28 protein-coding genes and 1 tRNA gene are annotated in these 25,190 nt (G+C 67.0%); 13 read left to right on the top strand and 16 right to left on the bottom strand.

All coding sequences use genetic code 11. The features are described 5' to 3' along the window. Nucleotides 1-8: 8 nt before the first annotated feature. Entirely contained in the window at nucleotides 9-1,019 is a 1,011-nt protein-coding gene (locus QRM96_RS18335; RefSeq protein ID WP_018763446.1) for an alpha-ketoacid dehydrogenase subunit beta, read from the bottom strand. Further along, nucleotides 1,019-2,188 carry a pyruvate dehydrogenase (acetyl-transferring) E1 component subunit alpha gene (pdhA, locus tag QRM96_RS18330; RefSeq protein WP_285320511.1) on the bottom strand — a complete coding sequence of 390 codons (1,170 nt, stop codon included), beginning with the start codon at nucleotides 2,186-2,188 and terminating at the stop codon, nucleotides 1,019-1,021. Before pdhA ends, QRM96_RS18335 begins: the two co-directional genes overlap by 1 nt. A 193-nt stretch (nucleotides 2,189-2,381) precedes the next feature. Between pdhA and QRM96_RS18325 the strand changes: the two genes are divergently transcribed. The 4 genes from QRM96_RS18325 to QRM96_RS18310 all read left to right on the top strand — a co-directional run bounded on the left by QRM96_RS18325 (nucleotide 2,382) and on the right by QRM96_RS18310 (nucleotide 4,753). After that, nucleotides 2,382-2,855, top strand: a complete 474-nt coding sequence (locus QRM96_RS18325) for an Lrp/AsnC family transcriptional regulator (protein WP_285320510.1) — start codon at nucleotides 2,382-2,384, stop codon at nucleotides 2,853-2,855. A 123-nt stretch (nucleotides 2,856-2,978) separates the two neighbouring features. Then, nucleotides 2,979-3,524: a hypothetical protein gene (locus tag QRM96_RS18320; protein ID WP_240617723.1), complete on the top strand. Its 546-nt coding sequence runs from the start codon at nucleotides 2,979-2,981 to the stop codon at nucleotides 3,522-3,524. Nucleotides 3,525-3,695: 171 nt separating this feature from the next. Beyond that, nucleotides 3,696-4,100, top strand: coding sequence for a DUF4383 domain-containing protein (locus QRM96_RS18315; protein ID WP_018763442.1), 405 nt, complete (start codon nucleotides 3,696-3,698; stop codon nucleotides 4,098-4,100). 2 nt (nucleotides 4,101-4,102) lie between these two features. Beyond that, nucleotides 4,103-4,753, top strand: a complete 651-nt coding sequence (locus QRM96_RS18310) for a hypothetical protein (RefSeq protein WP_285320509.1) — start codon at nucleotides 4,103-4,105, stop codon at nucleotides 4,751-4,753. Between the two features lie 109 nt (nucleotides 4,754-4,862). On the opposite strand, the gene QRM96_RS18305 is transcribed toward QRM96_RS18310, so the two are convergent. Together QRM96_RS18305 and QRM96_RS18300 are read right to left on the bottom strand one after the other, a co-directional pair. Further along, nucleotides 4,863-6,479 carry a monocarboxylic acid transporter gene (locus QRM96_RS18305; RefSeq protein ID WP_018763440.1) on the bottom strand — a complete coding sequence of 539 codons (1,617 nt, stop codon included), beginning with the start codon at nucleotides 6,477-6,479 and terminating at the stop codon, nucleotides 4,863-4,865. Continuing rightward, nucleotides 6,476-6,856, bottom strand: coding sequence for a DUF485 domain-containing protein (locus tag QRM96_RS18300; protein ID WP_018763439.1), 381 nt, complete (start codon nucleotides 6,854-6,856; stop codon nucleotides 6,476-6,478). The genes QRM96_RS18305 and QRM96_RS18300 overlap by 4 nt, the downstream gene beginning before the upstream one ends. Before the next feature lie 207 nt (nucleotides 6,857-7,063). Here QRM96_RS18300 and QRM96_RS18295 point away from each other — a divergent pair, with 207 nt between their 5' ends. The 5 genes from QRM96_RS18295 to QRM96_RS18275 are packed head-to-tail and all read left to right on the top strand — an operon-like array spanning nucleotide 7,064 to nucleotide 11,579. Beyond that, nucleotides 7,064-8,245 carry a sensor histidine kinase gene (locus QRM96_RS18295; RefSeq protein WP_109044970.1) on the top strand — a complete coding sequence of 394 codons (1,182 nt, stop codon included), beginning with the start codon at nucleotides 7,064-7,066 and terminating at the stop codon, nucleotides 8,243-8,245. 33 nt (nucleotides 8,246-8,278) lie between these two features. Beyond that, nucleotides 8,279-8,995: a LytR/AlgR family response regulator transcription factor gene (locus QRM96_RS18290; protein ID WP_018763437.1), complete on the top strand. Its 717-nt coding sequence runs from the start codon at nucleotides 8,279-8,281 to the stop codon at nucleotides 8,993-8,995. After that, nucleotides 8,992-9,363 carry a DUF485 domain-containing protein gene (locus QRM96_RS18285; protein WP_133832624.1) on the top strand — a complete coding sequence of 124 codons (372 nt, stop codon included), beginning with the start codon at nucleotides 8,992-8,994 and terminating at the stop codon, nucleotides 9,361-9,363. The genes QRM96_RS18290 and QRM96_RS18285 overlap by 4 nt, the downstream gene beginning before the upstream one ends. 34 nt (nucleotides 9,364-9,397) lie before the next feature. Further along, nucleotides 9,398-10,870, top strand: a complete 1,473-nt coding sequence (locus QRM96_RS18280) for a sodium/solute symporter (protein WP_285320534.1) — start codon at nucleotides 9,398-9,400, stop codon at nucleotides 10,868-10,870. A 19-nt stretch (nucleotides 10,871-10,889) separates the two neighbouring features. Beyond that, a complete protein-coding gene (locus tag QRM96_RS18275) occupies nucleotides 10,890-11,579 on the top strand; it encodes a hypothetical protein (protein WP_043424430.1) in 690 nt (229 codons plus the stop codon). A gap of 22 nt (nucleotides 11,580-11,601) precedes the next feature. On the opposite strand, the gene QRM96_RS18270 is transcribed toward QRM96_RS18275, so the two are convergent. The 6 genes from QRM96_RS18270 to rpsB form a co-directional block, all read right to left on the bottom strand. Beyond that, entirely contained in the window at nucleotides 11,602-12,186 is a 585-nt protein-coding gene (locus QRM96_RS18270; RefSeq protein ID WP_285320508.1) for a DivIVA domain-containing protein, read from the bottom strand. Nucleotides 12,187-12,332: 146 nt separating this feature from the next. Further along, nucleotides 12,333-13,253 (bottom strand): phosphatidate cytidylyltransferase, encoded by a 921-nt coding sequence (locus QRM96_RS18265; protein ID WP_018763432.1) that lies wholly within the window; start codon nucleotides 13,251-13,253, stop codon nucleotides 12,333-12,335. Further along, nucleotides 13,253-13,810 carry a ribosome recycling factor gene (gene frr / locus QRM96_RS18260; RefSeq protein ID WP_018763431.1) on the bottom strand — a complete coding sequence of 186 codons (558 nt, stop codon included), beginning with the start codon at nucleotides 13,808-13,810 and terminating at the stop codon, nucleotides 13,253-13,255. The genes QRM96_RS18265 and frr overlap by 1 nt, the downstream gene beginning before the upstream one ends. Before the next feature lie 126 nt (nucleotides 13,811-13,936). Further along, complete coding sequence (pyrH, locus tag QRM96_RS18255; protein ID WP_018763430.1) at nucleotides 13,937-14,674, bottom strand: UMP kinase; 738 nt, start codon at nucleotides 14,672-14,674, stop codon at nucleotides 13,937-13,939. Between the two features lie 145 nt (nucleotides 14,675-14,819). Beyond that, on the bottom strand, nucleotides 14,820-15,656 hold the full coding sequence (tsf, locus tag QRM96_RS18250) for a translation elongation factor Ts (protein ID WP_018763429.1): 837 nt from the start codon (nucleotides 15,654-15,656) through the stop codon (nucleotides 14,820-14,822). Nucleotides 15,657-15,783: 127 nt separating this feature from the next. Beyond that, on the bottom strand, nucleotides 15,784-16,656 hold the full coding sequence (rpsB, locus tag QRM96_RS18245) for a 30S ribosomal protein S2 (protein WP_109044945.1): 873 nt from the start codon (nucleotides 16,654-16,656) through the stop codon (nucleotides 15,784-15,786). A gap of 451 nt (nucleotides 16,657-17,107) precedes the next feature. Between rpsB and QRM96_RS18240 the strand changes: the two genes are divergently transcribed. Next, on the top strand, nucleotides 17,108-17,770 hold the full coding sequence (locus QRM96_RS18240) for a M23 family metallopeptidase (RefSeq protein WP_285320507.1): 663 nt from the start codon (nucleotides 17,108-17,110) through the stop codon (nucleotides 17,768-17,770). A gap of 23 nt (nucleotides 17,771-17,793) precedes the next feature. Here QRM96_RS18240 and QRM96_RS18235 read toward each other — a convergent pair whose 3' ends face one another. From QRM96_RS18235 to QRM96_RS18210, 6 genes are all read right to left on the bottom strand, one after another. Continuing rightward, nucleotides 17,794-18,984: an acyl-CoA dehydrogenase family protein gene (locus QRM96_RS18235; RefSeq protein ID WP_285320506.1), complete on the bottom strand. Its 1,191-nt coding sequence runs from the start codon at nucleotides 18,982-18,984 to the stop codon at nucleotides 17,794-17,796. Between the two features lie 163 nt (nucleotides 18,985-19,147). Beyond that, nucleotides 19,148-19,221: transfer RNA gene (locus tag QRM96_RS18230), tRNA-Ile, on the bottom strand. Between the two features lie 74 nt (nucleotides 19,222-19,295). Further along, nucleotides 19,296-20,492, bottom strand: a complete 1,197-nt coding sequence (locus QRM96_RS18225; protein WP_018763425.1) for a glycosyltransferase — start codon at nucleotides 20,490-20,492, stop codon at nucleotides 19,296-19,298. Nucleotides 20,493-20,604: 112 nt separating this feature from the next. Next, nucleotides 20,605-21,513 (bottom strand): DMT family transporter, encoded by a 909-nt coding sequence (locus QRM96_RS18220; protein ID WP_018763424.1) that lies wholly within the window; start codon nucleotides 21,511-21,513, stop codon nucleotides 20,605-20,607. Continuing rightward, nucleotides 21,513-22,136: a CDP-alcohol phosphatidyltransferase family protein gene (locus QRM96_RS18215; RefSeq protein ID WP_285320505.1), complete on the bottom strand. Its 624-nt coding sequence runs from the start codon at nucleotides 22,134-22,136 to the stop codon at nucleotides 21,513-21,515. Before QRM96_RS18215 ends, QRM96_RS18220 begins: the two co-directional genes overlap by 1 nt. A 63-nt stretch (nucleotides 22,137-22,199) precedes the next feature. After that, entirely contained in the window at nucleotides 22,200-23,057 is an 858-nt protein-coding gene (locus tag QRM96_RS18210; RefSeq protein WP_026265057.1) for a phage holin family protein, read from the bottom strand. A 175-nt stretch (nucleotides 23,058-23,232) separates the two neighbouring features. Between QRM96_RS18210 and QRM96_RS18205 the strand changes: the two genes are divergently transcribed. From QRM96_RS18205 to QRM96_RS18195, 3 genes are all read left to right on the top strand, one after another. Beyond that, nucleotides 23,233-24,462, top strand: coding sequence for a multidrug effflux MFS transporter (locus QRM96_RS18205; protein ID WP_018763421.1), 1,230 nt, complete (start codon nucleotides 23,233-23,235; stop codon nucleotides 24,460-24,462). 36 nt (nucleotides 24,463-24,498) lie between these two features. Continuing rightward, complete coding sequence (locus tag QRM96_RS18200) at nucleotides 24,499-24,678, top strand: glycine zipper 2TM domain-containing protein (RefSeq protein ID WP_018763420.1); 180 nt, start codon at nucleotides 24,499-24,501, stop codon at nucleotides 24,676-24,678. Nucleotides 24,679-24,742: 64 nt separating this feature from the next. Then, nucleotides 24,743-25,150, top strand: a complete 408-nt coding sequence (locus tag QRM96_RS18195) for a hypothetical protein (protein ID WP_018763419.1) — start codon at nucleotides 24,743-24,745, stop codon at nucleotides 25,148-25,150. Nucleotides 25,151-25,190 lie beyond the last annotated feature (40 nt).

Genomic DNA, 25,190 nt, shown 5'->3' with positions numbered 1-25,190 from the left:
GGTGGCGCTCATCCTTCCAGCCCGCTCAGGGAATTCGGGCGGCCCAAGGCGCGGTCCACGCCGTCGAGAATACGGTCCAGGCCCGGCAGGTGGTGCATTTCCAGCTTGGAGTACGGGTACGGAATGTCGAACCCGGTGACCCGGACCGGAGCAGCTTCGAGGTGGTAGAAACACCGCTCGGTGATGCTGGCGGCCACTTCCGCTCCGAGGCCGCCGGACTGTCCGGCTTCGTGCGTGACCACCAGGCGCCCGGTCTTCCGCACGGAGGCGACCACGGCGTCGTAGTCCACCGGGGCCAGCGAGCGCAGGTCGATGACTTCGAGGGAGATTCCTTCGTCGGCTGCGGCCGTGGCGGCGTCCAGTGCGGTCTTGACCAGGGGTCCGTAGGCCACCAGGGTGGCGTCGGTGCCCTCGGTCAGCACGCGGGCCTTGTCCATGGGCAGGGCGGAGGAAAGGGCGGCCGACTCGTCCACCTCGCCTTTGTCGTGGTAGCGGCGCTTGGGTTCGAAATACAGGACGGGATCGTCGCAGGAAATGGCCTGCTGGATCACGGTGTACGCGTCCTGGGGGTTGGAAACGGCCACCACGCGCAGCCCGGAGGTGTGTGTGAAGTACGCTTCCGGGGACTCGGAGTGGTGCTCCGGCGAGCCGATCCCGCCGCCGAAGGGAACCCTGATGGTGATGGGCATCTTCACCGCGCCGCGTGTGCGGTAATGCAGCTTCGCCACCTGGCTGACGATCTGGTCGAACGCCGGATAGATGAATCCGTCGAACTGGATCTCCACCACAGGGCGGTAGCCGCGGTAGGCCAGGCCGACGGCAGTCCCCACGATGGCGGATTCGGCCAGCGGCGTGTCCACCACCCGGTGGGTGCCGAAGTCTTTTTGCAGACCGTCGGTTACCCGGAACACGCCGCCGAGGGCACCGATGTCCTCGCCGAGGAGGACCACCTTGGAGTCGCTTTCCAGCGACTTCCGCAGGCCGGCGTTTATGGCGCGGGCAAAGGTCAACTGGGTCATCAGCGTGCACCTTCCTCTGAAACTGCTCCTGCGGGGTCGCCGAATGAAGCCAGGTAGCGGGCGTAATGGTCCTGCTGGCGTTCAAGCCAGGAGTTGGGGGTGCTGTAGACGTGCTTGAAGACGTCCATCGGCTGGGGATCCGGCATGGTGGTGCAACCGCGGCGCATTTCCGCTGCCACGGAATCGGCCTTGCGCCGGACCTGCTCCTGCAGCTCCGCGGTCAGGAGGCCCTTCCGGTCCAGGAGCGATGCCAGCCGGGAGATGGGGTCCTTTGCCGCCCAGTCCTCCAGTTCGTTGGCGTCCCGGTAGCGGGTGGGATCATCGGCGGTGGTGTGCGGTCCCATCCGGTAGGTGACGGCTTCGATGAAGGTGGGGCCGCCGCCGCGCCGCGCCCGGTCCAGTGCAAGCCGGGTGCCTGCCATGACAGCCAGGACGTCATTGCCGTCCACCCGAAGGCTGGGGATGCCGAAGCCTGTGGCCCGCTCCGCAAGGTGGATGTGCGACTGCAGCCGTACGGGCTCGGAGATGGCCCAGTGGTTGTTGGTGCAGAAGAACACCACGGGGGCCTGGAAGCTGGCGGCGAACACCATGGCCTCGTTGACGTCGCCTTCGCTGGTGGCGCCGTCGCCGAAGTAGGTAACTGCCACGGCATCGGCGCCGTCGTTCTGGATGCCCATGGCATAGCCGGTGGCGTGGAGGGTTTGGGCGCCAATGATGATCTGCGGGGTTGCCATGTTGATGCTGTAGGGGTCCCAGCCGCCGGAGGCGTTGCCGCGCCAGACCCGGAGCAGGTCTGTCAGGTCCACTCCCCGGCAGTAGGCCACGCCGTTCTCGCGGTAGCTGGAGAAGACGAAGTCGTCCGCCCGCATGGCGCGTCCCGAACCGATCTGGGACGCCTCCTGCCCCAGCAGCGGCGGCCAGAGCGCCAGCTCTCCCTGCCTTTGCAGGGCGGTGGCTTCAACATCGATCCGCCGGATGACCGTCATGTCCTCGAACAGCGAACACAACTGCTCGTCGGTGATGTCCTTGACCCAAAAATCGAACTCCGGGTGGCTGATCCGCTCGCCTTCCGGGGTGATCAACTGGAGGAGTTCCTGCCCGGACGCGGTGGATTCCCCTGCGTTGTCGGGGGTGATTGCACCGCCATGGCCCGTTTCGTCTGTAGACACGATTGCCGCAACCTTCGTACGTCGTTGACCTGTGGTTTTCGGGCTTTTGGCTCCAGCCGCCACCGGCCTTCCGGGCGCCATTGCCCCAGATACTGTGACCCTACTCACAATGCTCAGGGGGTACAACCACCACGGCTCTTTCTGAGCAGAATGCACTGTCCGCCGTGCTGCCACCGTGCTAGCGTTGCGCATTATGCAATCTTTGGATGGCACTGACACCCGCCTGCTGTCGGCGCTGTCGCAGGACCCGCGCCGGACCGTGGTGGCACTGGCGCAAAAGCTCGGCCTGTCCCGGAACACCGTCCAGGCGCGGATGGCACAGCTGGAAAAGAAGCACGTCTTCCTGTCCTTCGAACGGCGCATTAATCCAGTGGCGCTGGGCTACCCGCTGATGGCCTTCATCTCCGTGCACGTCCAGCAGCAGAAACTCGGGCGGCTGGCGGAAGAGATCGCGGCGATCCCCGAGATCCTGGAGGGGTACGGGCTCACGGGGTCGGCAGACCTGCTGCTGCGCGTGGTGGCCAAGGACGCCGAGGACCTGTTCCGGATCAACGGCAAGATCCTGGCCTGCGACGGCGTGGAGCGGGCGGACACGGCCCTGGCCATGGGCGAGCTGATCCCCTTCCGGGTGCAGCCCCTCCTGGAACGGGGCTCGGAGGGAGGGTAGCTGTACCACGGGAGGCACGACGCCGGAGGCCGGGGTTATAGGCTGGTTCCAGTTACGCGCCGGGCCGGGATGGGCCCGGGCAATCCGCCGGTGCCACCGCACCCGTCCCCGAAAGGCTCCCCCTTGAGCAGTCCCCAGGATTCGTACCGGCACGGACACGCGGACCCGTCGCCGCAGCAACTGCCCCCGATGCCTGCGCAGCCGGCCCCGTTCGGCCTGCCCGGGGAACGTCCGCGGGTGCGCAGCCGGCGGAAACTGTGGATCGTGCTCGGCGGCATCGGCGGGGTGCTGCTGTTGGTGATCCTCGGCGTCGTGATCCTGGTGAACGTGGTGAACAGTGCCACCAACCAGGCCAGGGGCCTCGCCGACGACTTCACCAAGAAGGTGATCGCGGGCGAGGTGACCACCGCATATGACAACTACCTTGACCCCGCGCTCCAGCAGCAGCTTTCCAAGGAGGCGTTCATCGCCGGGGTGAAAAGCCTGGAACTGGATGACTCCTGCAAGCCCGCCTACACCGACCTCAAGGTGGCCACCGAAAACGGCCTGAAATCAGCCGACGTGGCGGGCCAGATCAGCTGTAACGGCAAGAAGGTCGACCTCGCCTACCGCTTCGAGGGCACCAACGACCTCAAGATGACCAACATCAAGCTCCGGCCCGCTGCCTGACCGCTCCGCCGCGCGATTGCGGGCGGGCCGGTGCGGCCCCGGCAGCCGCGCAGTACAAAGGGTACTGATCTTTTCACCCATCCTTCTCCTGCAGTGATGCGAACTGCTTCCGAGGGTCCGTCCGGGCCCGGCGTTCGGGGAACTGTCCCCGCCCTAGGAAGGATTCGTCCCATGCGCAACTCACCCAACCGTCTCGTCGCCACCGTTTTCGGAGCCGTCTACCTGCTGGTGGGCCTCCTCGGCTTTGCCGTCACGTCCGGCGTCGGATTCGTCGCCACCGAAGGCGCGAACCTGATCATCTTCGAGGTCAACCCGCTCCACAACGTCATCCACCTGGCCATTGGCGCGGCCCTGCTGTTCGCCGGACTCCGCGGGACGGACACCGCACGCACCCTCAACGCCACCGTGGGCGCCGTTTACCTCCTGGTGGGCATCGTGGGCTTGTTCCTGCTGGACTCGCCGCTGAACATCATCGCCCTGAACGGTGCCGACAACGTCCTGCACCTCGCCAGCGCCGTCCTGCTCCTGGGCGTGGGCCTGTCCCTGGACAAGTCCCCGGCCGCTGCCCGGGCATAGCCATGGCGGCATCCGGCATGGCCGCCTCCGGCCCGGCGGCTCCGGGGGCTGCTGCTGCCGCCCCTGCCTGGGCGGCGTCCCCTGCCGTCCCGGCCGTCCGGCTTGTTGCCGGGTTCGCCGGCTTCGGCGCGGGATCGGTCAACCTGGCCATCGCGTCCAGCTTCTTCGCCGCGGCAGCCGGGCCCGCGCAACCTCTCGGGCTTGCCGCCGGTGCGGCAGCCGCGCTGTGGGGCACCGCCCTGCTGGCGGGAGCCATCGTGTTCCTGGCCAAGGAGCCTGCGGCGGGCGGCCGCCGGGTGCGGTATGCCTTGGGAGGCGCCGCAGCAGTCCATGTGGCGGCCATCGCCTTCGCCGCTCCGCGGACGTCCGGGCTCAACCTCACGCAGCTCTCCGCCCTGCTGCTGACGCTGATGATCATTGCGTCCCTTGGCTGGCTCGGGCGGACGGAAGCACGCCGGGAAGGCGGGCCGCGGGCAGGCAGCGGTACGGCGGGATCGGTCCGGCCCGGACGGCTGCTTGCGGCAGCCTTCGCCGGCGCCGTGCTGGTGGCGGGAATAGCGACGCCGGGACTCGCTGCGTCGACGGCGGGCCAGTACGCCGTCCCGCACGGAGAACACGGAAACCTGGCCCCGGCCGGCCACCATCAACGATGAAACGCAACGGCGAAAGCCGCCCACGGCTGCACCGCTGCACAACAAAAGAGCCTCCACACCGCACCAGCGGCATGGAGGCTCTTCCGTGTTCCGGGCTGCCCGGCGTCAGTTAGTGGTCCACCGCCTTTTCAGCCCCGATGCCCGTCAGCGAGCGCACTTCCATTTCGGCCTGCTTGGCCGGGTCCTCGCGCCGCTTGTCCAGCGTGGTGCCCAGCCAGCCCAGCAGGAACGCCAGCGGGATGGACACGATGCCGGGGTTGCTGAGCGGGAAGAGGGCGAAGTTGGCGCCCGGGATCATCGAGGTCTTGGCACCGGAAACCACCGGGGAGAAAACGATGAGCAGGATCGCCGACGCCAGGCCGCCGTACATGCTCCACACCGCGCCCTGGGTGGTGAACTTCCGCCAGAACAGCGAGTAGATGATGGTGGGCAGGTTGGCGGACGCGGCGACGGCGAAGGCCAGGGCCACCAGGAAGGCCACGTTCTGGCCGTTGGCGAAGATGCCGCCCAGGATGGCCAGGATGCCGATCACCACCACGGTGCGCCGGGCCACCCGGACTTCCGTGGCGGCGTCGGCCTTGCCCTTGGCGATGACGTTGGCGTAGATGTCGTGCGCGAAGGAAGCGGCGGCGGTGATGGTCAGCCCGGCCACCACGGCCAGGATGGTGGCGAACGCTACCGCGGAGATGAAGCCGAGCAGCAGCGGGCCGCCCAGGTGGAAGGCCAGCAGCGGGGCGGCCGCGTTGACGCCGCCGGGGGCGCTCTTGATGGTGTCAGCGCCCACCAGGGCGGCTGCGCCGTAGCCGAGCACCAGGGTGAAGAGGTAGAACAGGCCGATCAGCCAGATGGACCACACCACGGATTTCCGGGCCTCCTTGGCCGTGGGCACGGTGTAGAAGCGCATCAGCACGTGCGGCAGGGCTGCCGTGCCCAGGACCAGGGCCAGGCCCAGGGACATGAAGTCCAGCTTCGAGGTTTCCGTCTTGCCGTACTGCAGGCCGGGGTTCAGGACGGCCGGGTTGTTGGCGGTTTCCACGGCGCCGCCCAGGAGGGCGGAGAGGTTGAAGCCGTAGATGGCCAGGACCCACAGCGTCATGACGGCGGCGCCGGCGATCAGCAGCATGGCTTTGATGATCTGCACCCACGTGGTGCCCTTCATGCCGCCGATCAGGACGTACATGATCATGAGGGCGCCGACGACGATGATTACCAGCGCCTGTCCGCCCCAGTCACTGATGCCCAGCAGGAGGGAGATCAGGCTTCCCGCACCGGCCATCTGGGCCAGCAGGTAGAAGAAGCAGACGGCAAGGGTGGAGATGGCCGCCGCTATCCGGACCGGGCGCTGCTTCAGCCGGAAGGACAGGACGTCCGCCATGGTGAATTTGCCGGTGTTCCGCAGCAGTTCGGCCACCAGGAGCAGCGCCACGAGCCACGCCACGAGGAAGCCGATGGAGTACATGAAGCCGTCATAGCCGTTGATGGCGATGGCGCCGGTGATGCCCAGGAAGGATGCCGCCGACAGGTAGTCCCCGGCGATGGCGGTGCCGTTTTGCGAGCCGGTGAACGACCGGCCGGCGGCGTAGTAGTCGGCGGCGGTCTTGTTGTTCCGGCTGGCACGGAACACGATCACCATGGTCACGGCCACGAACAGGCCGAAGATGCCCATGTTCAAGAGGGTGGTGTCTTTGAGCGCGGCAACATCCACGGCGGCTGGGATTGCAATCATTTGTTGGCTCCGCCCACTCGGTGTCCGTCCTTGTCGAATTCGTGCCCCTCGATCTCATTCCTGATTTCGGTGGCGATCGGGTCCAGTTTCCGGTTGGAGTAGTGCACGTACCAGCCGGTGATGGCGAAGGTCGAGACGAACTGGAGCAGCCCCAGGATCAGGCCGACGTTGATGTTGCCCCAAACCTTGGTGGACATGAAGTCCACCGCATAATCGGCCAGGAGGACGTAAGCGAAATACCACAGCAGGAAGGCCACTGCCATGGGGAAGACAAAGCTGCGGTGACGCCTGCGCAGTTCCTGGAACTGCCCGGTCGACTGGACTTGCTCGAAGTCCACGGACGCCGCTGCGTCCGGAGTATGGGCCTCGTTACCCATCGTTCCTCCTCATTGAGTCATGCGGGTACACACCGGGCGGCAGGGCCCGCGGCAGGAAACTGCCCGGGAATTCTGCCAGGGAAACCGCAGATGTGACTGCAATCACTCTGCGGCCTGTCCGGCGCGGTATTCCAGAACTACGCGGCGCGGGGTCGCTCAACGGCTGCGATGCTGCGGCAAACGGCACCCGCCGCTACGCTGGGCACCATGCCGGACTCCCCCCTCCTGACCGCCGCGGCAGTGGCGCTGATCGCAATGGCCATTGCCGTCGTCGTCGGCGTGGGCCTGAAGGTGCTCCGTTCCTTCAGGGAGCTGGGCACGGACGCCGAGCGGGCCACCTACCGCACGCTGCACGCCGCCTCCCAGGCAGGCCAGCACCTGCGCCGCGGGCTGAACCCGTCAGGAGCCGCGAAGGCCGCCCGCCAGCTTCGCTCCCTGCTGGGCTGCGACGCATTGGCCATAACCGACACGTCCGGCGTCCTGGCCTGGGATGGCGGCGCTGAGGAAATCCGGGCGCGGCTGATGCAGCTCGCCGCCGGCGCCATGGAATCAGGCCGGGCGGCCGTGCTTCCTGCGGGCGCGGAGGGAACCGGCGGGCCCCTGGCCGCAGTTATCGCCCCGGTGCGGGCCGGCACCCGCGTGGTGGGCGCGGTGGCGGCGTTCGCCCCCACGGCCGGCGCGGGCCTCGTCCGTGCAACGGGGGAAGTGGCCGACTGGGTTGCGGTGCAGGTGGAACTCGCGGAGCTGGACGCATCCCGCACGCTGTTGATGGAGGCGGAAGTGCGGGCGCTTCGAGCGCAGATCAGCCCGCACTTCATCTACAACTCGCTGAACGCCATCGCCTCGTTCATCAACACGGATCCCGAGCGGGCCAGGGAGCTCGTGGTGGAGTTTGCCGACTTCACCCGGTACTCGTTCCGGCGGCACGGCGACTTCACCACCCTTGCAGAGGAACTCCGCTGCATCGACCGCTACCTGTTGCTGGAACGGGCCCGGTTTGGCGAACGCGTCCAGGTCAGCCTGCGCGTAGCCCCCGAGGTCCTCAGCACCGTCATCCCCTTCCTGAGCCTGCAGCCGCTGGTGGAGAATGCCGTCCGGCACGGCCTTGAGGCCAAGGCGGGGCCCGGACACATCACCATCACCGCAGAGGACGCCGGCGCCTTCGCCGAAGTTACCATCGAGGACGACGGCGTGGGGATGGATCCGGAACAGCTCCGGTCCGTGCTGGCAGGCCACACCGACGGGGACCACGTGGGGCTGCGGAACGTGGATGCCCGGCTCCGGCAGGTTTACGGCAACGACCACGGGCTGGTGGTGGAAACGGCGCCGGGCGAGGGAACCCTGATCACCATGCGCGTACCCAAGTCCCAGCCCGGACATGACGCGTGAAGCGGCTCCCGCTGCTGGAAGTACCCTAGGAGCATGATTAACGTCCTCGTCGTTGATGATGAGCTGCCCGCCGTTGAGGAACTGGCTTTCCTGCTGGGCAGGGATGAGCGCATCGGCAAGGTGCTGCGGGCAACGTCCGGCGCGGAAGCCCTCGCAGCCCTGGCGGGCGGCGGCATCGACGCCGTGTTCCTGGACATTCACATGCCCGCCGTGTCCGGCCTGGACATCGCCGGCTTCATCGCCCGGAGCAGCAATCCCCCGGCGGTTGTGTTCGTTACCGCCGACGAGGACCATGCCCTGGCAGCGTTTGAACTGGCCGCCGTCGACTACCTGCTCAAGCCCGTCCGCACCGAACGCCTGGCGCGCTCCGTGGGCCGGATCAGTGAACTGCGCGACGGCGGCAGCGCGCCGGAGATGATCACGGTGGACCAGGGCGGGACCACCAGGATGATCCGGCGGGACGACGTCACGTATGTCCAGGCGCAGGGCGACTATGCCCGCCTGCACACCGCCGACGCCAGCTACCTGATCCGGGTGCCCCTGGCCGACCTGGAACAACAGTGGGCGGATGCGGGATTCATCCGGACGCACCGCTCCTACCTGGTGGCGCTGAAACACGTGTCCTCCATGAAGCTGGCGGCCGACGGGCCCCGCGTGACCGTGGCCGGGGCCGGGCTGCCCATCAGCCGGCGCCACCTGCCCACGGTGCGGGAGAAGCTGGAAGCAACCCGGATCAGGCCGCACGCATGACCAGGGTCCGGGTTACCGCCCCGCACGCCTCCCCCGGCGGCCCCGGCCGCGGCGGACCGCGCCCGCTGGAATCACGCGAAGCCGCCCAGGACACCGAGGTTGGCCAGGTATTCGTGCGTTCCCTCATCCGCTCGCAGCTGCGGCTGGCACTGGTTGTCGCCGGCGGCTTCCTGCTCATCCTGGCCGCGTTCCCCCTGGTGCTGGTCGCGGTTCCCGGCCTTGCCGACACCAGGATCGCCGGTATCCCGTTCGACTGGCTCCTGCTGGGCCTCGGCATCTACCCGGTCATCGGTTTGAGCGCGTGGCTGTATGTCAGGAGCGCGGCCCGCAATGAGGCTCGCTACCGCGACCTGGCCGGCGAACAATGAACCCGGCGGCACGGGGCGCCCCGGTGGTGCCGCAGTGAACGCCGGGGTCGCCATCACAGCGGTCGCGGTGGTGTCCCTCGCCACGGCGATCATCGGGTTCTACGGGCTGCGCATCTCGCGCACCACCGGGGATTTCTACGTCGCTTCCCGGACGGTGCGGCCATGGTGGAACGCGTCCGCGATCGGCGGCGAATACCTGTCCGCCGCCAGCTTCCTTGGCGTGGCCGGGCTGATCCTGTTGTCCGGGACCGACGCCCTGTGGTTCCCCGTGGGGTACACGGCGGGCTACCTGATGCTGCTGCTTTTCGTCGCCGCGCCACTGCGCAGGTCCGGGGCGTACACCATCCCGGACTTCACGGAATCCAGGCTGGCGTCACGGACCGTCCGCAGGGTGACCAGCCTGGTGGTGGTCATGGTCGGCTGGCTGTACATCGTGCCGCAACTCCATGGCGCGGCCCTGGCCATCCGCATCACCACGGGCCTACCGTCCTGGGTCGGCTCGGTGGCCGTCGTGGTGGTGGTGTGCCTGACCGTGGCAGCCGGCGGCATGCGGTCCATCACGTTCGTGCAGGCATTCCAGTACTGGCTCAAGCTCACGGCGCTGGCCGTGCCCATCCTGTTCATTTTGTTCGTGCTGGCCGGCCAGGGCACGCAACCGCTGGCCCCGGCCGCCGTCAACCCCACCGGGGCGGCCCCCGCAGGCCCGTACCAGAATATTTCCCTGCTGGTGGCGTTGCTCTTCGGAACGCTGGGGCTGCCGCACGTCCTGGTGCGTTTCTACACCAACCCGGACGGACACACCGCGAGGCGCACCACGCTGATCGTCCTGGGGTTGCTGTCCGTGTTCTACCTGTTTCCCACCGCATACGGCCTGGTGGCGCGGATGTTCGCCCCGGACCTGGCACGTTCGGGCCAGCCGGACGCCATGGTCCTGCGGCTGCCCGGTGAATTCCTGGGCGGCACGGCGGGCAGCCTGCTCTCCGCCCTGGTGGTGGCCGGGGCCTTCGCCGCGTTCCTCTCCACCACCTCGGGACTGGTGGTCTCCCTGGCCGGCGTCATCAGCCAGGACGTCCTGGGCGGAAGCGTCCGCGGCTTCCGGCTCGCCGCCGTCGTATCCGCCGTCGTGCCGCTGGGCTTTGCCTTCATGACCGATTCCCTGGCCCTGGCCGGAAGCGTGGGACTGGTGTTCGCGTTTACTGCCTCGACGGTGTGCCCGGTCCTCCTGCTGGGCATCTGGTGGCGTGGCCTGACGGACACAGGGGCGATCGCCGGCATGGTGACCGGCGGCGTGCTTTGCGGCGGGGCGATGATCGCCGGCTCGCTGGCGCTGGCCGGTTCCGGGCAGACTCCGGCGTGGCTTGCCCAGCCTGCCGCCTGGAGTGTACCCACGGCCTTTGCCGTCATGGTCCTGGTCTCCCGGGCCACGGCCCACCGTATTCCCGCAACGATGCCGCGGACCATGACGCGCCTGCACACCCCGGAAAGGCCGCTGGCAACCGGACGGTGATCGGGTGGACAATAACGCCATGTCCATCGAGGACGGCGGGCCGTCCCGCCGGGAAGGCGCAGTCCCTTCCTCCGTTCGGGCGCAGCTGCTCGCCACGGAACACTGGGGCCTGCTGGCATCCCGGAGCACCGCCCAAAGCGAGGTCCTGACGCGGATCAGCATGTTCCTGACGTTCACTTCCGCGAGCGTTGTCAGTGTTGCCTTGGTGGGCCAGGCGACGGGATTCTCGGAAGCCTTCGTGCTCTTGGCCGTGGTGGTGCTGTTCATTGACACCGCGATTGGGCTGCTGACCCAGCTCCGGGTCATGAACGTGGCCCACGAGGACCTGATGTACGTCACGGCCATGAACCGCCTGCGGGCCGCGTATGTCGACCTCGACCCGGGCGTGGCCCCCTACCTGATGGCGTCATACCATGACGACGAGGCAGGCTCCGTCCAAACGTACTATTTCTTCGGCCACCGAGGCACATTCAGCCACGTGGCCGGGAGCAGCATGATCTTCATGACGACGGCGAACGCCGCCTTGATTGCCATCTTTGCCGGGCTGCTGGTGTCGCTGGCGGGCGCGGGCATCGCGGCCGCGACGGTGGCGGGAGCTGTGTGCGGTGCCGGGTTCCTGGCAGTGTCCGCAGTGCGCGGCTACCGCAGCTACCGCGAGGTGTGGCGGCGGTTCAGCCCGCTCTCCCCCACCCCTCCGGCCGGGGACTAAGCGGCCTCCCGGGAGCGGTTCGTCAGTCGATGGCCGCCATGAGTTCGACCACCCGGTCCAGGAACGCGTCCACCTGGGATTCTTCGTAGCCGTCGCGGCCCACGGCCGGGCGGAAGACCGCACGCCGGACGCTGTCGACGCTCAGCGGCTTGTCCTGCTCCAGGTAGGCAACGAGTTCGCGGCACAACCGGTCGACGTCGGCCGTGTTGTAGCTTCGGGCTTTCTTCTTGGTGGGCCGGCGGAAGCGCTCGCCGTCCGGCCGGTGCAGCCGTCCGCGGAGGATGCCCGAAAGGCTTCCGATTTCACGCAGCCAGGCCTCCTCGCCGCGGGCGGCAATCAGTTCATCGCGCTCGCGGCGGGCGAACGCGTCCTCAAGCCGGTCCAGCGCGGCGTCCACCACAGCGGCGGAGTAGCCTCCCTTGACGGGGTCGAATGACACGGCCCTGACGTCGGAGCTGTTGACGGGCTCGCTTGCGGACGCGGGGGTTTCCAAGGAGACCCGGGCCCGCTGCAGGAACTGGTCCACCTGCTTGGCGTTGTAGCCGTACTCACTGCGCTGCACGCGCTCAAAGGACGCAGGGATCTGCCGATGAATGTCCAATGCCACTTTGATTCCTTCAATGCTCTTCAGCCGTAGTGCTTCCGCACCAGTTTAAGGTGCCGGGGAAGGTGCAACCCTCCGGCCCCGTTGTGTGTCACGGGCGCCCCGCGTGGGGCCAGTTTCTCGTTGGCTGCCCCGCGCCGGGGCATCCCTCAGGCGCCGGCCACGAGTCCGTACAGGATGAAGGCCACGGGCGAGGCGAAGACGATGGAGTCCAGCCGGTCCATCACGCCGCCGTGGCCGGGCAGGATGCTGCTCATGTCCTTGACGCCAAGTTCACGCTTGACCATGGACTCGGCCAGGTCCCCGGCGGTGGCGGCGGCCACCGTTCCCACCGCGAGGACCACGCCTACCCACCACGGCTTGTCCAGTACGAAGATGGCGGCCAGGACGCCGATCAGCATGGCGCCCGCTGCCGATCCGGCGAAGCCCTCCCAGGACTTCTTGGGGCTGATCTTGGGGGCCATGGGGTGCTTCCCGATGGAGGCTCCCACCAGGTAGCCGAAGGTGTCGTTCGAGACCACCAGCAGCAGCATGACTGCAATTTCCCAGGCGCCGATGGGCGCCAGGCCGCCTGGCCACAGCCCCAGCGGGATGGTTCCGGCCGCGTGCAGCGGCAGGGCCGCGAAGCTGATGAAGAACGGAACCCAACCCAGCGTGAAGACGCCGGCGAAGATGCTGTTGGCCGATCCTGCGGCGCTTTCGATCGACCGCCACAGCAGGACGGCCACGGCGCTGAGCAGGAGGGCGAACAGCTGGCTCTCAATGCCGCCGAAGTAGGCGGCGAACGGCAGGGCCACCGTGCCGGTCATGACCGGCACGATGGGCATCCTGGTTCCGTTGGCCTCCAGCGCACGGTAGATTTCCCAGACGCCGAAGACGGCGAAGGCGGTAACGATCGCTACGAACGCCAGCGGGAGGAACAGCAGGCCGCCCAGCACGCCCAGCAGCATGGCCAGGCCCACCACGACGGCGGCGGGCAGGTTCCGCCCGGCTTTCGGCGTCGGGTTGCTCCTGGGCTGCTTCCCCCGTGTGCGGGCCCGTGAAGCGGGGGCCTGATCTGCTTGGCCCATCAGACTTCGAGCAGCTCTGCTTCCTTGCGCTTGAGCAGTTCGTCGATGCCGTCCACGTGGGCCTTGGTGAGGCTGTCAAGTTCCTTCTCGGCCCGGCTGCCTTCGTCCTCGCCGGCTTCGCCGTCCTTGACCAGGCGGTCCAGCGTTTCCTTGGCCTTGCGCCGGATGTTGCGGATGGAGATCTTCGCGTCCTCGCCCTTGGTCTTGACGATCTTGACGTATTCCTTGCGGCGTTCCTTGGTCAGCTCAGGAATGGTGATGCGGATGACGTTGCCGTCGTTGGACGGATTGGCGCCAACCTCGGAGTCGCTCAAGGCGCGTTCGATGTCCCGGAGGGCGGTCTTGTCGAACGGGGTGATCAGGATGGTGCGGGCGTCCGGGATGGCGAACGAAGCGAGCTGCTGCAGCGGCGTGGGCGACCCGTAGTACTCCACCAGGACCTTGTTGTAGAGGCCGGGGTTGGCGCGGCCGGTGCGGACGGACGCGAAGTCTTCCTTGGCTACCTCTACCGCCTTGTCCATCTTTTCTTCGGCTTCGAGCAAGGTTTCTTCGATCACGGTCTCTCCTGACGGTTCTGGTGCAGTCCGATCGCGCCGGTTGCACTCACGTGGTTCTCTGTTGCTGTCTCCGTCCCCGCCGTCGCAGGCGGGGACGGAACTGTCCTGAAATCATCCTAGCCGGAGCTAGGCGGTGACCAGCGTGCCCAGCTTCTCGCCGAGGATGGCGCGGGTGACGTTGCCTTCACCCTCCATGCCGAAGACGACCATCGAGAGGTCGTTGTCCTTGCACATGGTCATGGCAGTCTGGTCCATGACCCGGATGTCACGGCGCAGCGCATCGTCGTAGCTGAGGGTTTCGAGGCGTTCGGCGCTCGGGTCCTTCTTGGGGTCTGCCGTGTAGACGGCGTCCACTCCGCTCTTGGCCATCAGGACGACGTCGGCGTGGACTTCCAGGGCCCGCTGGGCGGCTACCGTGTCGGTGGAGAAGTAGGGCAGGCCGGCGCCGGCGCCAAAGATGACCACGCGACCCTTTTCCATGTGGCGGATAGCGCGGCGTGGGATGTAGGCCTCGGCCACCTGGCCCATGGTGATGGCGCTCTGGACGCGGGTTTCCACTCCGGCCTGCTCCAGGAAGTCCTGCAGGGCGAGGCAGTTCATGACGGTCCCCAGCATGCCCATGTAGTCGGCTCGTGAGCGGTCCATGCCGCTCTGGGACAACTCTGCGCCGCGGAAGAAGTTGCCGCCACCTACCACGATGGCCACCTCAACCTGCGGGACGGCCGCTGCGATCTGCTTGGCGACGTCGCGGACGGTCTCGGGGTCGACACCCAGTTTCCCGCCGCCGAAGACCTCGCCGGAGAGCTTCAGGAGGACCCGCCGCTTGCTCTTCTCTGAATGCATGTCAGTGTTGACGGCTTCCATGATGCCTTCCCGTTGGTGATTCTGAAAAAAGGGTATCCTGCCGGGTCCCGTGCTCGGAACCGGCCGCGCTTGCCGCTGCGTTTCCAGCGGATTGGGCGCATGCAAAAGGGGCGGCCACCGAAGTGGCCACCCCTTGCAGTTTCGACTAGGAGCCGACGCGGAAACGCGTGAACGCAGTTCCCTTGACACCGGCCTCTTCGAGGATCTGTGCCACGGACTTCTTGGCGTCCTTGGCGAATGCCTGGTCAACCAGGACCTCGCCCTTGTAGAAGCCCGTCACGCGGCCTTCAACGATCTTGGTGAGGGCTGCCTCGGGCTTGCCTTCCGCCTTGGCGGTCTCCTCGGCGATGCGGCGCTCGGACTCAACGAGATCGGCCGGAACGTCCTCACGGGTGAGGTAGTTCGGAGCCATCGCGGCGATGTGGACGGCGACGTCGTGGGCAGCCGTGGCTGCGGCTTCGCCTTCACCGTCAACGGCGAACAGGACGCCGACCTGGGCCGGGAGGTCCTTGGAGGTCTTGTGCAGGTAAGCGTCGACCGTTGCACCCTCGATGCGGGAGATGCGGCGAACCACAACCTTCTCGCCCAGGATGGCACCCTCTTCGACGACGACCTCGGACAGCGGCTTGCCGTCGACATCGGTGGCGAGCAGGGTTTCGAGGTCGGCAGCGCCGGACTCGACGGCGACGGCCAGGACCTTGTCGGCCAGCTGGATGAACTTGTCAGCCTTGGCAACGAAGTCGGTCTCGCAGTTGACCTCGATCATGACGCCGACGCCGTTGCTGACCTTTGCGGCCACCAGGCCTTCGGCGGTGGAGCGGCCTTCACGCTTGGTAGCGCCCTTCAGGCCCTTGATGCGGATGATCTCGATGGCCTTCTCGGCGTCACCGTTGGCTTCGTCAAGAGCCTTCTTGACGTCCATCATGCCGGCGCCGGTGCGCTCGCGCAGGGCCTTGATGTCAGCGGCAGTGTAGTTCGCCATGTGAACCCCTCTGTCTAGAAATGTTTGGTGGTGTACGGACCGACAGGACGGCAGCCCACGGGTGTGGGCTGCCATCCTGTCAGCAGCTCCGGCTGCGGACAGCGCGGAGAATCCGGATTGACGTGTGTTACTTGGCGTCTTCGGCGGGAGCCTCGGCAGCGGGAGCCTCGGCTGCGGGAGCCTCGGCGGCCGGAGCTTCAGCGTTTTCGGCCGGAGCGGCAGCGGCTTCCGCCTTGTTGCCTTCGAGGAGCTCGCGCTCCCACTCGGCGAGGGGCTCTTCCGGAGCGTCGGTGGTGCCGGTGCCGCGGTTGTTGCGGGCGATGAGGCCCTCGGCGACGGCGTCGGCGACAACGCGGGTCAGGAGGTTTACGGAGCGGATGGCGTCGTCGTTGCCCGGGATCGGGAAGTCGACTTCGTCGGGATCGCAGTTGGTGTCCAGGATGGCAACAACCGGGATGTTCAGCTTCTTGGCCTCGTCAACGGCGAGGTGTTCCTTCTTGGTGTCGACAACCCAGAGCACGGACGGCGCCTTGGTCAGGTTGCGGATACCGCCGAGGTTGGACTCGAGCTTGGTCAGTTCACGCTTGAGGAGCAGGAGCTCCTTCTTGGTGTAGGCGGAACCGGCGACGTCGTCGAAGTCGATCTCTTCGAGTTCCTTCATGCGCTGGATACGCTTGGCGACAGTCTGGAAGTTGGTCAGCATACCGCCGAGCCACCGCTGGTTCACGTAGGGCTGGCCCACGCGGGTTGCCTGCTCTGCGATTGCTTCCTGGGCCTGCTTCTTGGTACCGACGAACAGCACGGTGCCGCCGTGGGCAACAGTGGCCTTGACGAACTCGTAGGCGCGGTCGATGTAGGACAGCGACTGCTGCAGGTCGATGATGTAGATGCCGTTGCGCTCGGTGAAGATGAAGCGCTTCATCTTCGGGTTCCAACGGCGGGTCTGGTGTCCAAAGTGGACGCCGCTGTCAAGCAGCTGGCGCATGGTTACGACGGGCATTCCGACGCTCCTTATTTTCCGGCAGGTCATTCATGAGAAACCCCGAAGGCTTCTTACCCTGCCAATAGTTGACGGTTGATCAGCGTGGCCCGGACGGGCCTTGCTCCTGGCATCCTCCGGCCGTCCCATCAGGACCAAAGCCCTGACCGCGGGAAGACCGGTCCTCCAAGGCCAACGCCGTGGCGTTGGGTCCCGGAGGCCCGGATGCGCGTAGTCAGCCGCTGTTCCCCCACACTCCTGAATGAGATGTGCCGACGCAATCCGGACAGGGGAAGGCACCGCGGGGGTGAACCACTGGGACGGGATGCGTTGAGGGCGCAGCAAACTGCTCCATCAAGTGTACTACAGGGACCCCTGCGCGCCGGACCGTCCCGGCAGGGCCCGGGCCGGCTTATCCACATAGCCGGACTGCCCCCTCCCGGCCTGCGGAACGCCCGGGCACGCTGGTGCCATGAAACGATCAATCCTCCTGGCAGCAGTGCTGATGCTGCCGGCATCCATGGCATCGGCAGGGCCGCCGTCGGCAGTCGGTCCGGTTTCGGCAGTCGGTCCGGTTTCGGCAGTCGGTCCGGCTGAAGCCGGCGCCTCCGCGACGGCAGGCGGCCCGGTTGAGGCCGGCAGCTCCGCCGGGTCCGGCGCGGCACCACTCCAGCGGGCCGGGGGCACGACGGCGGCTGCCGGGCCTGGTGCCACGGCAGCCTGGCGCTGGCCCCTTGCCCCGAAGCCGCCGGTGCTCCGGTATTTCTCTCCCCCGCCGCTCCCTTGGCTCAGCGGTCACCGCGGCGTCGACCTTGGCGGCGCCGCGCCCGGCGCCGACGTGGCGTCCCCTGCGGCGGGGACGGTGAGTTTCGTCGGAGTCGTGGTGGACCGGCCCGTGATCACCATCGACCACGGTGATGGCCTGCGGAGCAGTTTCGAACCCGTGGACAGCCCGCTGGCCGTTGGGACGCCGGTGGCGGCAGGCGAGGTGGTCGGCACAGTGGTCCCCGGCCACTGCCCCTTGGCGGCGTGCCTGCACTGGGGCGTCAGGGACGGGGAGCAGTATGTCAATCCGCTCCAGTTCGTCCTGGACCTGCGCCCGTCCATCCTGCTCCCACTGGCCGGCGCACCCTGACCGGAACGCGGCCGGGCGGCGGATCAGACGATGGCCGAGATGCCCGTGATGGCCCGGCCCGTGACCAGGGTGTTGATCTCGGCGGTCCCCTCGTAGGAGTAGATGGCCTCTGCGTCGGCGAAGATCTTGGCCATCTCGAAATCGGTCACGATGCCGTTGCCGCCAAGGATGCCTCGACCCAGCGCCACGCTCTCGCGCATGCGCGCGGTGGTGAAGGCCTTGGCCAAGGCGGACTGCTCGTCCTTCGCCACTCCCGCGTCCTCCAATTGCGACAACCGGACCATCATGCCCATGGAGCTGACCGCGTTGCCGAGGATCCGCACCAGCTGGTCCTGGACGAGCTGGAAGGAGGCCAGCGGCCGGCCGAACTGCTGACGTTCCACTGCGTAGCGCCGGGCAACGTCGAACGCTGCCAACTGGAGTCCCACGGCCTGCCAGGCAACGGCCAGGCGGGTGACCTTCAGGACTTTGTTGACGTCGCGGAAGCTGTTGGCGTTCGCGAGCTTGAAGTCTCCGGGAACGGCAACGTTATCCAGGACAATGTCGGCGTTCTGGACGGTGCGCAGGGATATCTTGTTTTCGATCTTTGTGGCGCTGAAGCCGGCCAACGAAGTGTCCACCATGAAGCCCTTGACCTGGTTGTCCGCCTCATCCCGGGCGTACACCACCACCCAGTCCGAGAAGGTGGCGTTGCCGATCCAGCGCTTGGCCCCGTTCAGGATCCACCGGTCACCGTCTTTGCGTGCGGTGGTGCGGGTTCCGCCGGCAACGTCGCTGCCGCCCAGCGGTTCGGTCAGGCCGAAGGCGCCGATCTTCTTCAGTGCATAAATGTCCGGCAGCCACTCGGCCTGCTGTTCCGGGGACGCCAGCAGTTCGATGGATCCGGTGAACAGCCCGTCGTGCACTCCCAGGAAGGTGGCGATGGAGGCGTCGGCCCGGGTGGCCTCGGCGTGCAGCATTCCTGCGAAAAGGTTGGAGTAGCCCTGCCGCCGGACGGGGCTGACCAGGTCCACGTCGGCGAGCTTGGGCACCAGGTCCATCGGGAACTCGGCGCGGTTCCAGCAGTCCACGGCGATCGGCCGGACCTCGCGCGCCAGGAAGTCCTTGACTTCGGCCAGCCGGTCGCGTTCCTTGTCCGAGAGGAGTTGCTCGAAGGCGAAGAAGTCGCCGTCAGCGTAGGGAAGCTCACGGGGATCGGCTGCAGAGGCGGGCATGGGTACCTTCTTTGGTGATCAGCGCTGACCGGGCCGCGGTGGCGGCCAGGATGTTACTGATCAGTAACTTACCCGAGGACGCCCGGTTAACCAAGAACTCCCGGGCTTTAACCAAGTAGACCGCGGCCGACAAGGATTGTCGGCCGCGGTCTTCGTGTGGCGGTAGGGCTACTCGGACTTGAACCGAGGACCTTAGGATTATGAGTCCCGCGCTCTAACCAGCTGAGCTATAGCCCCCAACCACCCCGGGAGCGGGCCTGAAGGCCGCGCTCCGGCAGGGCAGAAACACTCTAGCAAACCCGGGAAAGGGTTCAGACCACTTTGTCCTCGTAGGTGGCACCGCGGTACAGGTCCTCGAAGGTCTGCAGGGTCCCCTGGATACTGTGGGGCTCCACCATCTCCCGGCTGGCCCTGCCCATGGCGCGCCGTTCCTCCTCGGGCAGTTCCAGGACCTGGGTGATCTTCTTGGCGAGATCGTCGCTGTCGTTGGGCGTAAACAGGTAGCCGTTTTCGCCGTCGCGCACCAGATGCGGAAGGGCCATGGCGTCGGCAAGGACCACGGGGGTGGAAGCGGACATCGCCTCAAGGGTCACCAGCGACTGCAATTCAGCAGTTCCGGGCATGCAGAAGAGGTCGGCCGCGATGTAGGCCCTGCGCAGTTCCTCGTCGCTGGCAAGCCCCAGGAATTTCACCCGGCCGCCAAGTCCCAGCCGCAGGACCAGGTCCTCGAGGGCGGGCCGTACTTCGCCGCCGCCCACGATCTCCAGGTGCACATTCAGTTCCGGCGGAGTCTTACCGATGGCTTCGATGAGCACGTCAACGTGCTTTTCTTCGGCCAGGCGGCCGGCGAAGAGCACCGTGGGGTGGGCATGCGGCTCAATACGCTCGCCGGGCTTCAGCTCATAGGCGGCGGAGTCGATGCCGTTGGACAGCGGCAGGACTTTGCGCAGGAAGGCGTGCTCATGCATGGCCCTGGCGGCCAGCGGCGTGGGCGTGGTGACGACGTCGGCCTGGCCCATGACCTTGCCCATGTCCTTCCAGGAAACCCGGCCGACGATGTCCTTGAACCACTGCGGGAACGGCAGGAAGGGGTTGAGGTTTTCCGGCATGAAGTGGTTGGTGGCCACTACCCTGATGCCGCGTTTCACGGCCTCATAGAGGACGTGCTCGCCGATCATGTAGTGGCTCTGGATGTGCACCACGTCCGGCTTGACCCGGTCAAAAAGCAGGCTGATTTCCTTCTTGATTTCCCACGGGAAGCAGATGCGGAAGGTCTCGTGGGTGAACGCCCGGTGCGAGCGGAGCCGGTGCACGGTTGCTTCCGCACGGAATTCGGTGAAGCTCTTTCCCTTGCTGTCGCGGGACGCCAGGACATGGACGTTGTGGCCCCGGGCGGTCATGCCCTTGGCCAGCCGGTATCCGAACTGGGCGGCGCCGTTGACGTCCGGCGGGTAGGTGTCCGCCGCGATCAGGATGGTCAGGGGGCGCTGGTCGGCTGGCGTGGTCATGTGGAGTACTCCTGATGGTCACGGTGCGGGCAGCGTGGAACTGACAGCACGGTTGGCCGCCGGCGCAGGTGGCGCACGGCCTCATGGTTTGCTTGATGTGTGCGGTGACGGGCTACTGGTTCGGTTTGCCGGCGGCCTTGCGCGCGTCCTTCTTGCGCTTGGTGACCTCCGGGTGGTGCCGGGAAAGGGCGATAACCCCAACGATAGCAAGGCACGCCGCCGTTCCCATTGCGATGGCCATGACGGCGTGGACGTCGGGGCGCAGTTCGCCCAGGATGATGATGCCGATGGCGATGCCCACCATGGGGTCGATCACCGTGAGTCCGGCGATCACCAGGTCCGGAGGGCCGGTGGAGTAAGCGCTCTGGACAAACCAGGAGCCCAGGCCGCCGGCAGCGATGATGGCCACCACCGAGTACCACTGCACGTTCAGCAGGAAAAGCCCGTTGGGGTCCAGGAGGTGCTTGCCGATGATCCGGGTCAGGACCGCAACGAAGCCGAACAGGATACCGGCGCCAAGGATGTAGACGAACGCGTTCATGCGGTGCCTGAACGTCACCGCCAGCGTACCGAACAGGCCCACCGCGAGGGCGAGGAGCAGCACGATGGTCAGCTCGTCTGCAAGGCTGACGTGGTGGCTTTCCTGCGTCACGTTCACGGCCAGGAGGACGAAGAGCGCCGATCCCGTGACGCATGCGGCGATGGAGACCGCCGTGGCGCGGTTGATGGTGAGGTCCTGGTCCCGGGCGTTAACCACCGTGGTGATCACCAGGGCAATGGCACCAATTGGCTGGACCACGGTCAGCGGGGCTGATACGAGGGCCACGGCATTCATGGCCATGCCCAGGCACAGCAGCAGGAGCCCGAACATCCAGCGCGGGTTGCGCAGCAGCCGGAGGAAACCGTTGGAGCTCAGCGCGAGCCCGCCGGTATCGGCTTTGACGGCACTCCCCTGGCGCTGGGCACCGAGGGCCAGGCAGAAGGCACCCAGGACCGCCAGCGCGACGGCGAACCACACCATCAGCCGTGACCGCCGTCGTGTTGTTCCGTTTCCCGGCCTTTGCGCAGCATGGCCCAGAAGTAGTTGTAGGCGGCAATCCAGTGGCCCACCAGGCCCAGGACCAGGACCACCCAGGCGGCAGCGAGGAGCTGGCCCGCGGCGACGGTGTCCACCCGGGACAGGAGCAGCAGCGGCGTTCCCAGCAGGAGCAGGCCGGTCCTGACCTTGCCCACAACACTGACGGGGAGGTCGGGATGGCCATGGAAAAGGGAGAGCGTGAGGACCAGCAGAATGGCGTCGGGAATCACCAGCGCGGCGAGGTAGAGCCAGTGCACGACGCCGGCGATCACCAGGGTGACCGCCACGGCAAGCAGGGCCAGCCGGTCAGCAATGGGGTCCAGGACACGGCCGAGTTTGGAAGCTTGGTCGAAACGGCGGGCAATGTAGCCGTCAATCCAGTCCGTACCCGCCATGACCGCCAGGACGGCCACGCCGGCTCCGTATTCCCGCTGGGCCAGGACGAGCCAAATGAAGAGCGGAACCCCCATGAACCGCACCACGGTAAGCAGGTTGGGGATGGTGAACACGCGGTCGTGGTCCACCTGGGGGCGGCCGGGGCGGGCGCCTGCGCCAATGAACCTCACCCGTCCCCCTCTCCTTGCTGTTGCGCCGCGGCGCGGTCTATCGGTTGTGCGTTACGGACCTGTTCAGGCCTGGTTGGCGCGCAGGAGCCGCCGGAGCAGGACCACCAGCACCGTACCGGCCGCTGCGAGGGCTGCCAGCGGCTTCCAGCGGCGGCCCAGGTCCGCGGAGTCGGCGACGGCGGCGAACCGCTGCGATGCCGCGTCCGCGCCGCGGGCGGCGAGCAGCTGGGCCTCACGGGCTTTGACCTGGGCGGCGGCCAGCAGGTAGCGGGCCTGCGTCTTGAGGTCCAGCTCGGTGCCGAGTTCATCCCGGACCTCGGCGAGGTGGTGCCGGCGCTGGCTGAGCCGGCGAACCAGCTCGGGCTCGGAAGCGTGCGGGAACTCCTGGTCGTGCTGGGCGGCCTTGGCTTCCTTCTCGGCCTTGGCCTTGGCGGCGGCTTCGGCCTTTGCAGCCTTCGCTGCCTTTGCTTCCGGGCTGTCCGGATCCAGGACCGCGGGATTGAAGGCGGACCCTTCGCGGGCGACGCCGAGATCGTACTTAATGCCGCGGATGGTCTCTTCAGGCACCAGCGGCATGGCTTTCTTGAACCTCGCAAGGCCTACCAGGCCGCCGACCAAGGCGATGACCAGGAAGGCGGCGGACACCAGGAGTGCTGCCAGCCAGGCGGGCATGATGGTGGCCAGCCCCATGATGGCGGCGACGATCAGGCCAACTACCAGGAACGCCACGAAGACCAGGGCGATGGCGAAGAACGCTGCGGCCACCCCAACCTGGATGCCCTTGCGCTTGAGTTCGATCTTGGCGAAGGCGATCTCGTCGTTGAGCTGGCGTGGGGCCAACCGGAAAAGGAGTCGTGCCGTTCCCGGCAGCGCGGTGATGCGCAATCCGGGACTGGTACGCCCGCTGTGACGTCCGCTCATCGGTTCCGCCTTACTGGTCGTCTGGGTCGATACTGCCTGCGTTGTCCTGCGGAAATGTGCAGCCGCACAGTCCACGCCACCCAAACTATCATTCAGGTTCAGGGCGAACTCCGGGGCTTGCCGGGCGGCGCGGCCTACAACGCTGAAAAAACGTCCCCCGCCGGGCCTAGGATTGGTGATCGTGACCAATGCCCCCAATCCAGGCGACCTGCTGACCCGCCGCCGGAAGCTTCTGTACATCCTCCTCCTGGGCGCCCTGACGGCCTTGGGTCCGTTCACGATCGACCTTTACCTGCCCGCTTTTCCTGCGCTGGAGGCGAGCCTGGGCGTGACGGAGGCGCAGGTTCAGTTGACGCTGGCCGGCACCACCGTGGGCTTTGCGTTCGGGCAGCTGGTGGTGGGGCCGTTCAGCGACAAGTTTGGCCGCCGGACACCCTTGATCCTTGCCACCGCCCTCCATATCGCAGCGTCCGTGGGTGCGGCCTTGTCCGCGGACATCACCACCTTGGGGATCTTCCGTGTCCTGATGGGTGTCGGCGCTGCCGGCGGCGGCGTGGTGGCCATGGCCATGGTGCGCGACCTGTTTTCCGGGTATGCCATGGTACGGATGTTTTCGCGGATGGCGCTGGTCAACGGCCTGGCCCCCATCCTGGCACCGGTGATCGGCTCGCAGCTGCTGCTGGTCATGCCCTGGCCCGGAATATTCGTGTTCCTTGCCTCCTACGGAACCCTTGTCATCGTGGCCGCCCTGTTGCTGGTGCGCGAGACGCTTCCGCCGGAGAAGCGCGGCAAGAGCGGCATGACTGCCCGGCAGCGGTACAAGGCGCTCTTCAGCGACCGGATCTTCGTGGGGCTGCTGATGGTGGCCGGATTCAACTTTGGCGGCCTGTTCACCTACCTGTCGGCGTCGCCCTTCCTGTTCCAGGACGTGTTCGGCTTCTCCGCCCAGCAGTACGGGTTGCTCTTTGGCATCAACTCCCTGGGCATCGTTGCCGGCGTCCAAACCAGTGCGCGCCTGATCCGGGTTGTCCCGCCACAGTGGATCCTGGCGTGCGCCACGGCCTGGATGTTCCTGATGGCCGTGCTGATCGTCGTGTTCGACCGCATGGGCCTGGGGCTGTGGGGAGTGATGGTCCCGCTGTGGTTCTACATCCTGGGGACAGGCTTCATGTTCCCCTGCGTCCAAGTGCTGGCACTGGCCGGCCACGCAGCCCAGGCGGGGACGGCGGCGTCGCTCCTTGGTGCGGCCACGTTCCTCATGGCCGGGCTGATTTCCCCCGTGGTGGGCTGGCTGGGCATTACCAGCGCGGCGCCGATGGGTTCGGTGCAGGCCGCATGCATCCTGCTTGCCATCGGGGCCTTGTGGCTGGTTGTCCGCCCGCGCACGGTACCCTCAATCCACTAACGCCGATCCACCGAACGTCCACCAGGAAGGCCGCCGATGAGCCGGAAACCGCACCGCAACGGACGGGGACTCTTCCTGGGCGCCGTGCTCGGCGCCGTCGTCGGCTATTTTGCCGGCCGGGCCGTGGGCAACCCGGCCTGGGGCATCATCCTGGGCACGCTGGCCGGCGCAGCCCTGCTGTACCGGATCAACCCCGGGTCCCGGAAACGCCGCTGACTGCCAGGCCCGGCTGCGGACGCGCCACCTGCCTTCCCGGGCCTTCCCGCGATAAAATATTCCCGTGCCCAGCTGGCAGAACCAACCGCCACTTCCGGCCACATGGCAACGGTGCGACGCCCGGATCCTGCCACTGTGGTGGGAGCGACTGTGTGCCCAGGCCGGGCAGCAGTCAGCGGCGCTGTACGCCGCGGGGCTGTTCACCGAGGACCGCCGCCGGCCCATCGCCCAGTGGTTCAATCCCGCCTTCAATGCAGCCCTGCTGGTGGCTCCGGAAACCTCGCCGGAGTGGCCGGTCCAGCGGTTCGGTATTTTCTACGCCCCGCCGGATGCCGGCTTTGTCCGCATCCACTCGGCCCCGCACGAATGGAACCCGCGCGAACCCCGCAGGTCGCCCACGGAAAACGAGGCCTTCAACGCAGCCATCGCGGAGGCCGAAAGATTCCTGCAGGTGGAAATGGACTTCGTCTGATCTGCCGGGCGCGTCCAAGGCTTTGCCCGCGAAGACAAAA

The organism is Pseudarthrobacter sp. lyk4-40-TYG-27, assembly GCF_030209295.1.
Taxonomy (GTDB): domain Bacteria; phylum Actinomycetota; class Actinomycetes; order Actinomycetales; family Micrococcaceae; genus Arthrobacter.
The sequence above is the reverse complement of the archived record's forward strand: the minus strand, read 5'-3'. Positions and strand labels throughout refer to the sequence as shown.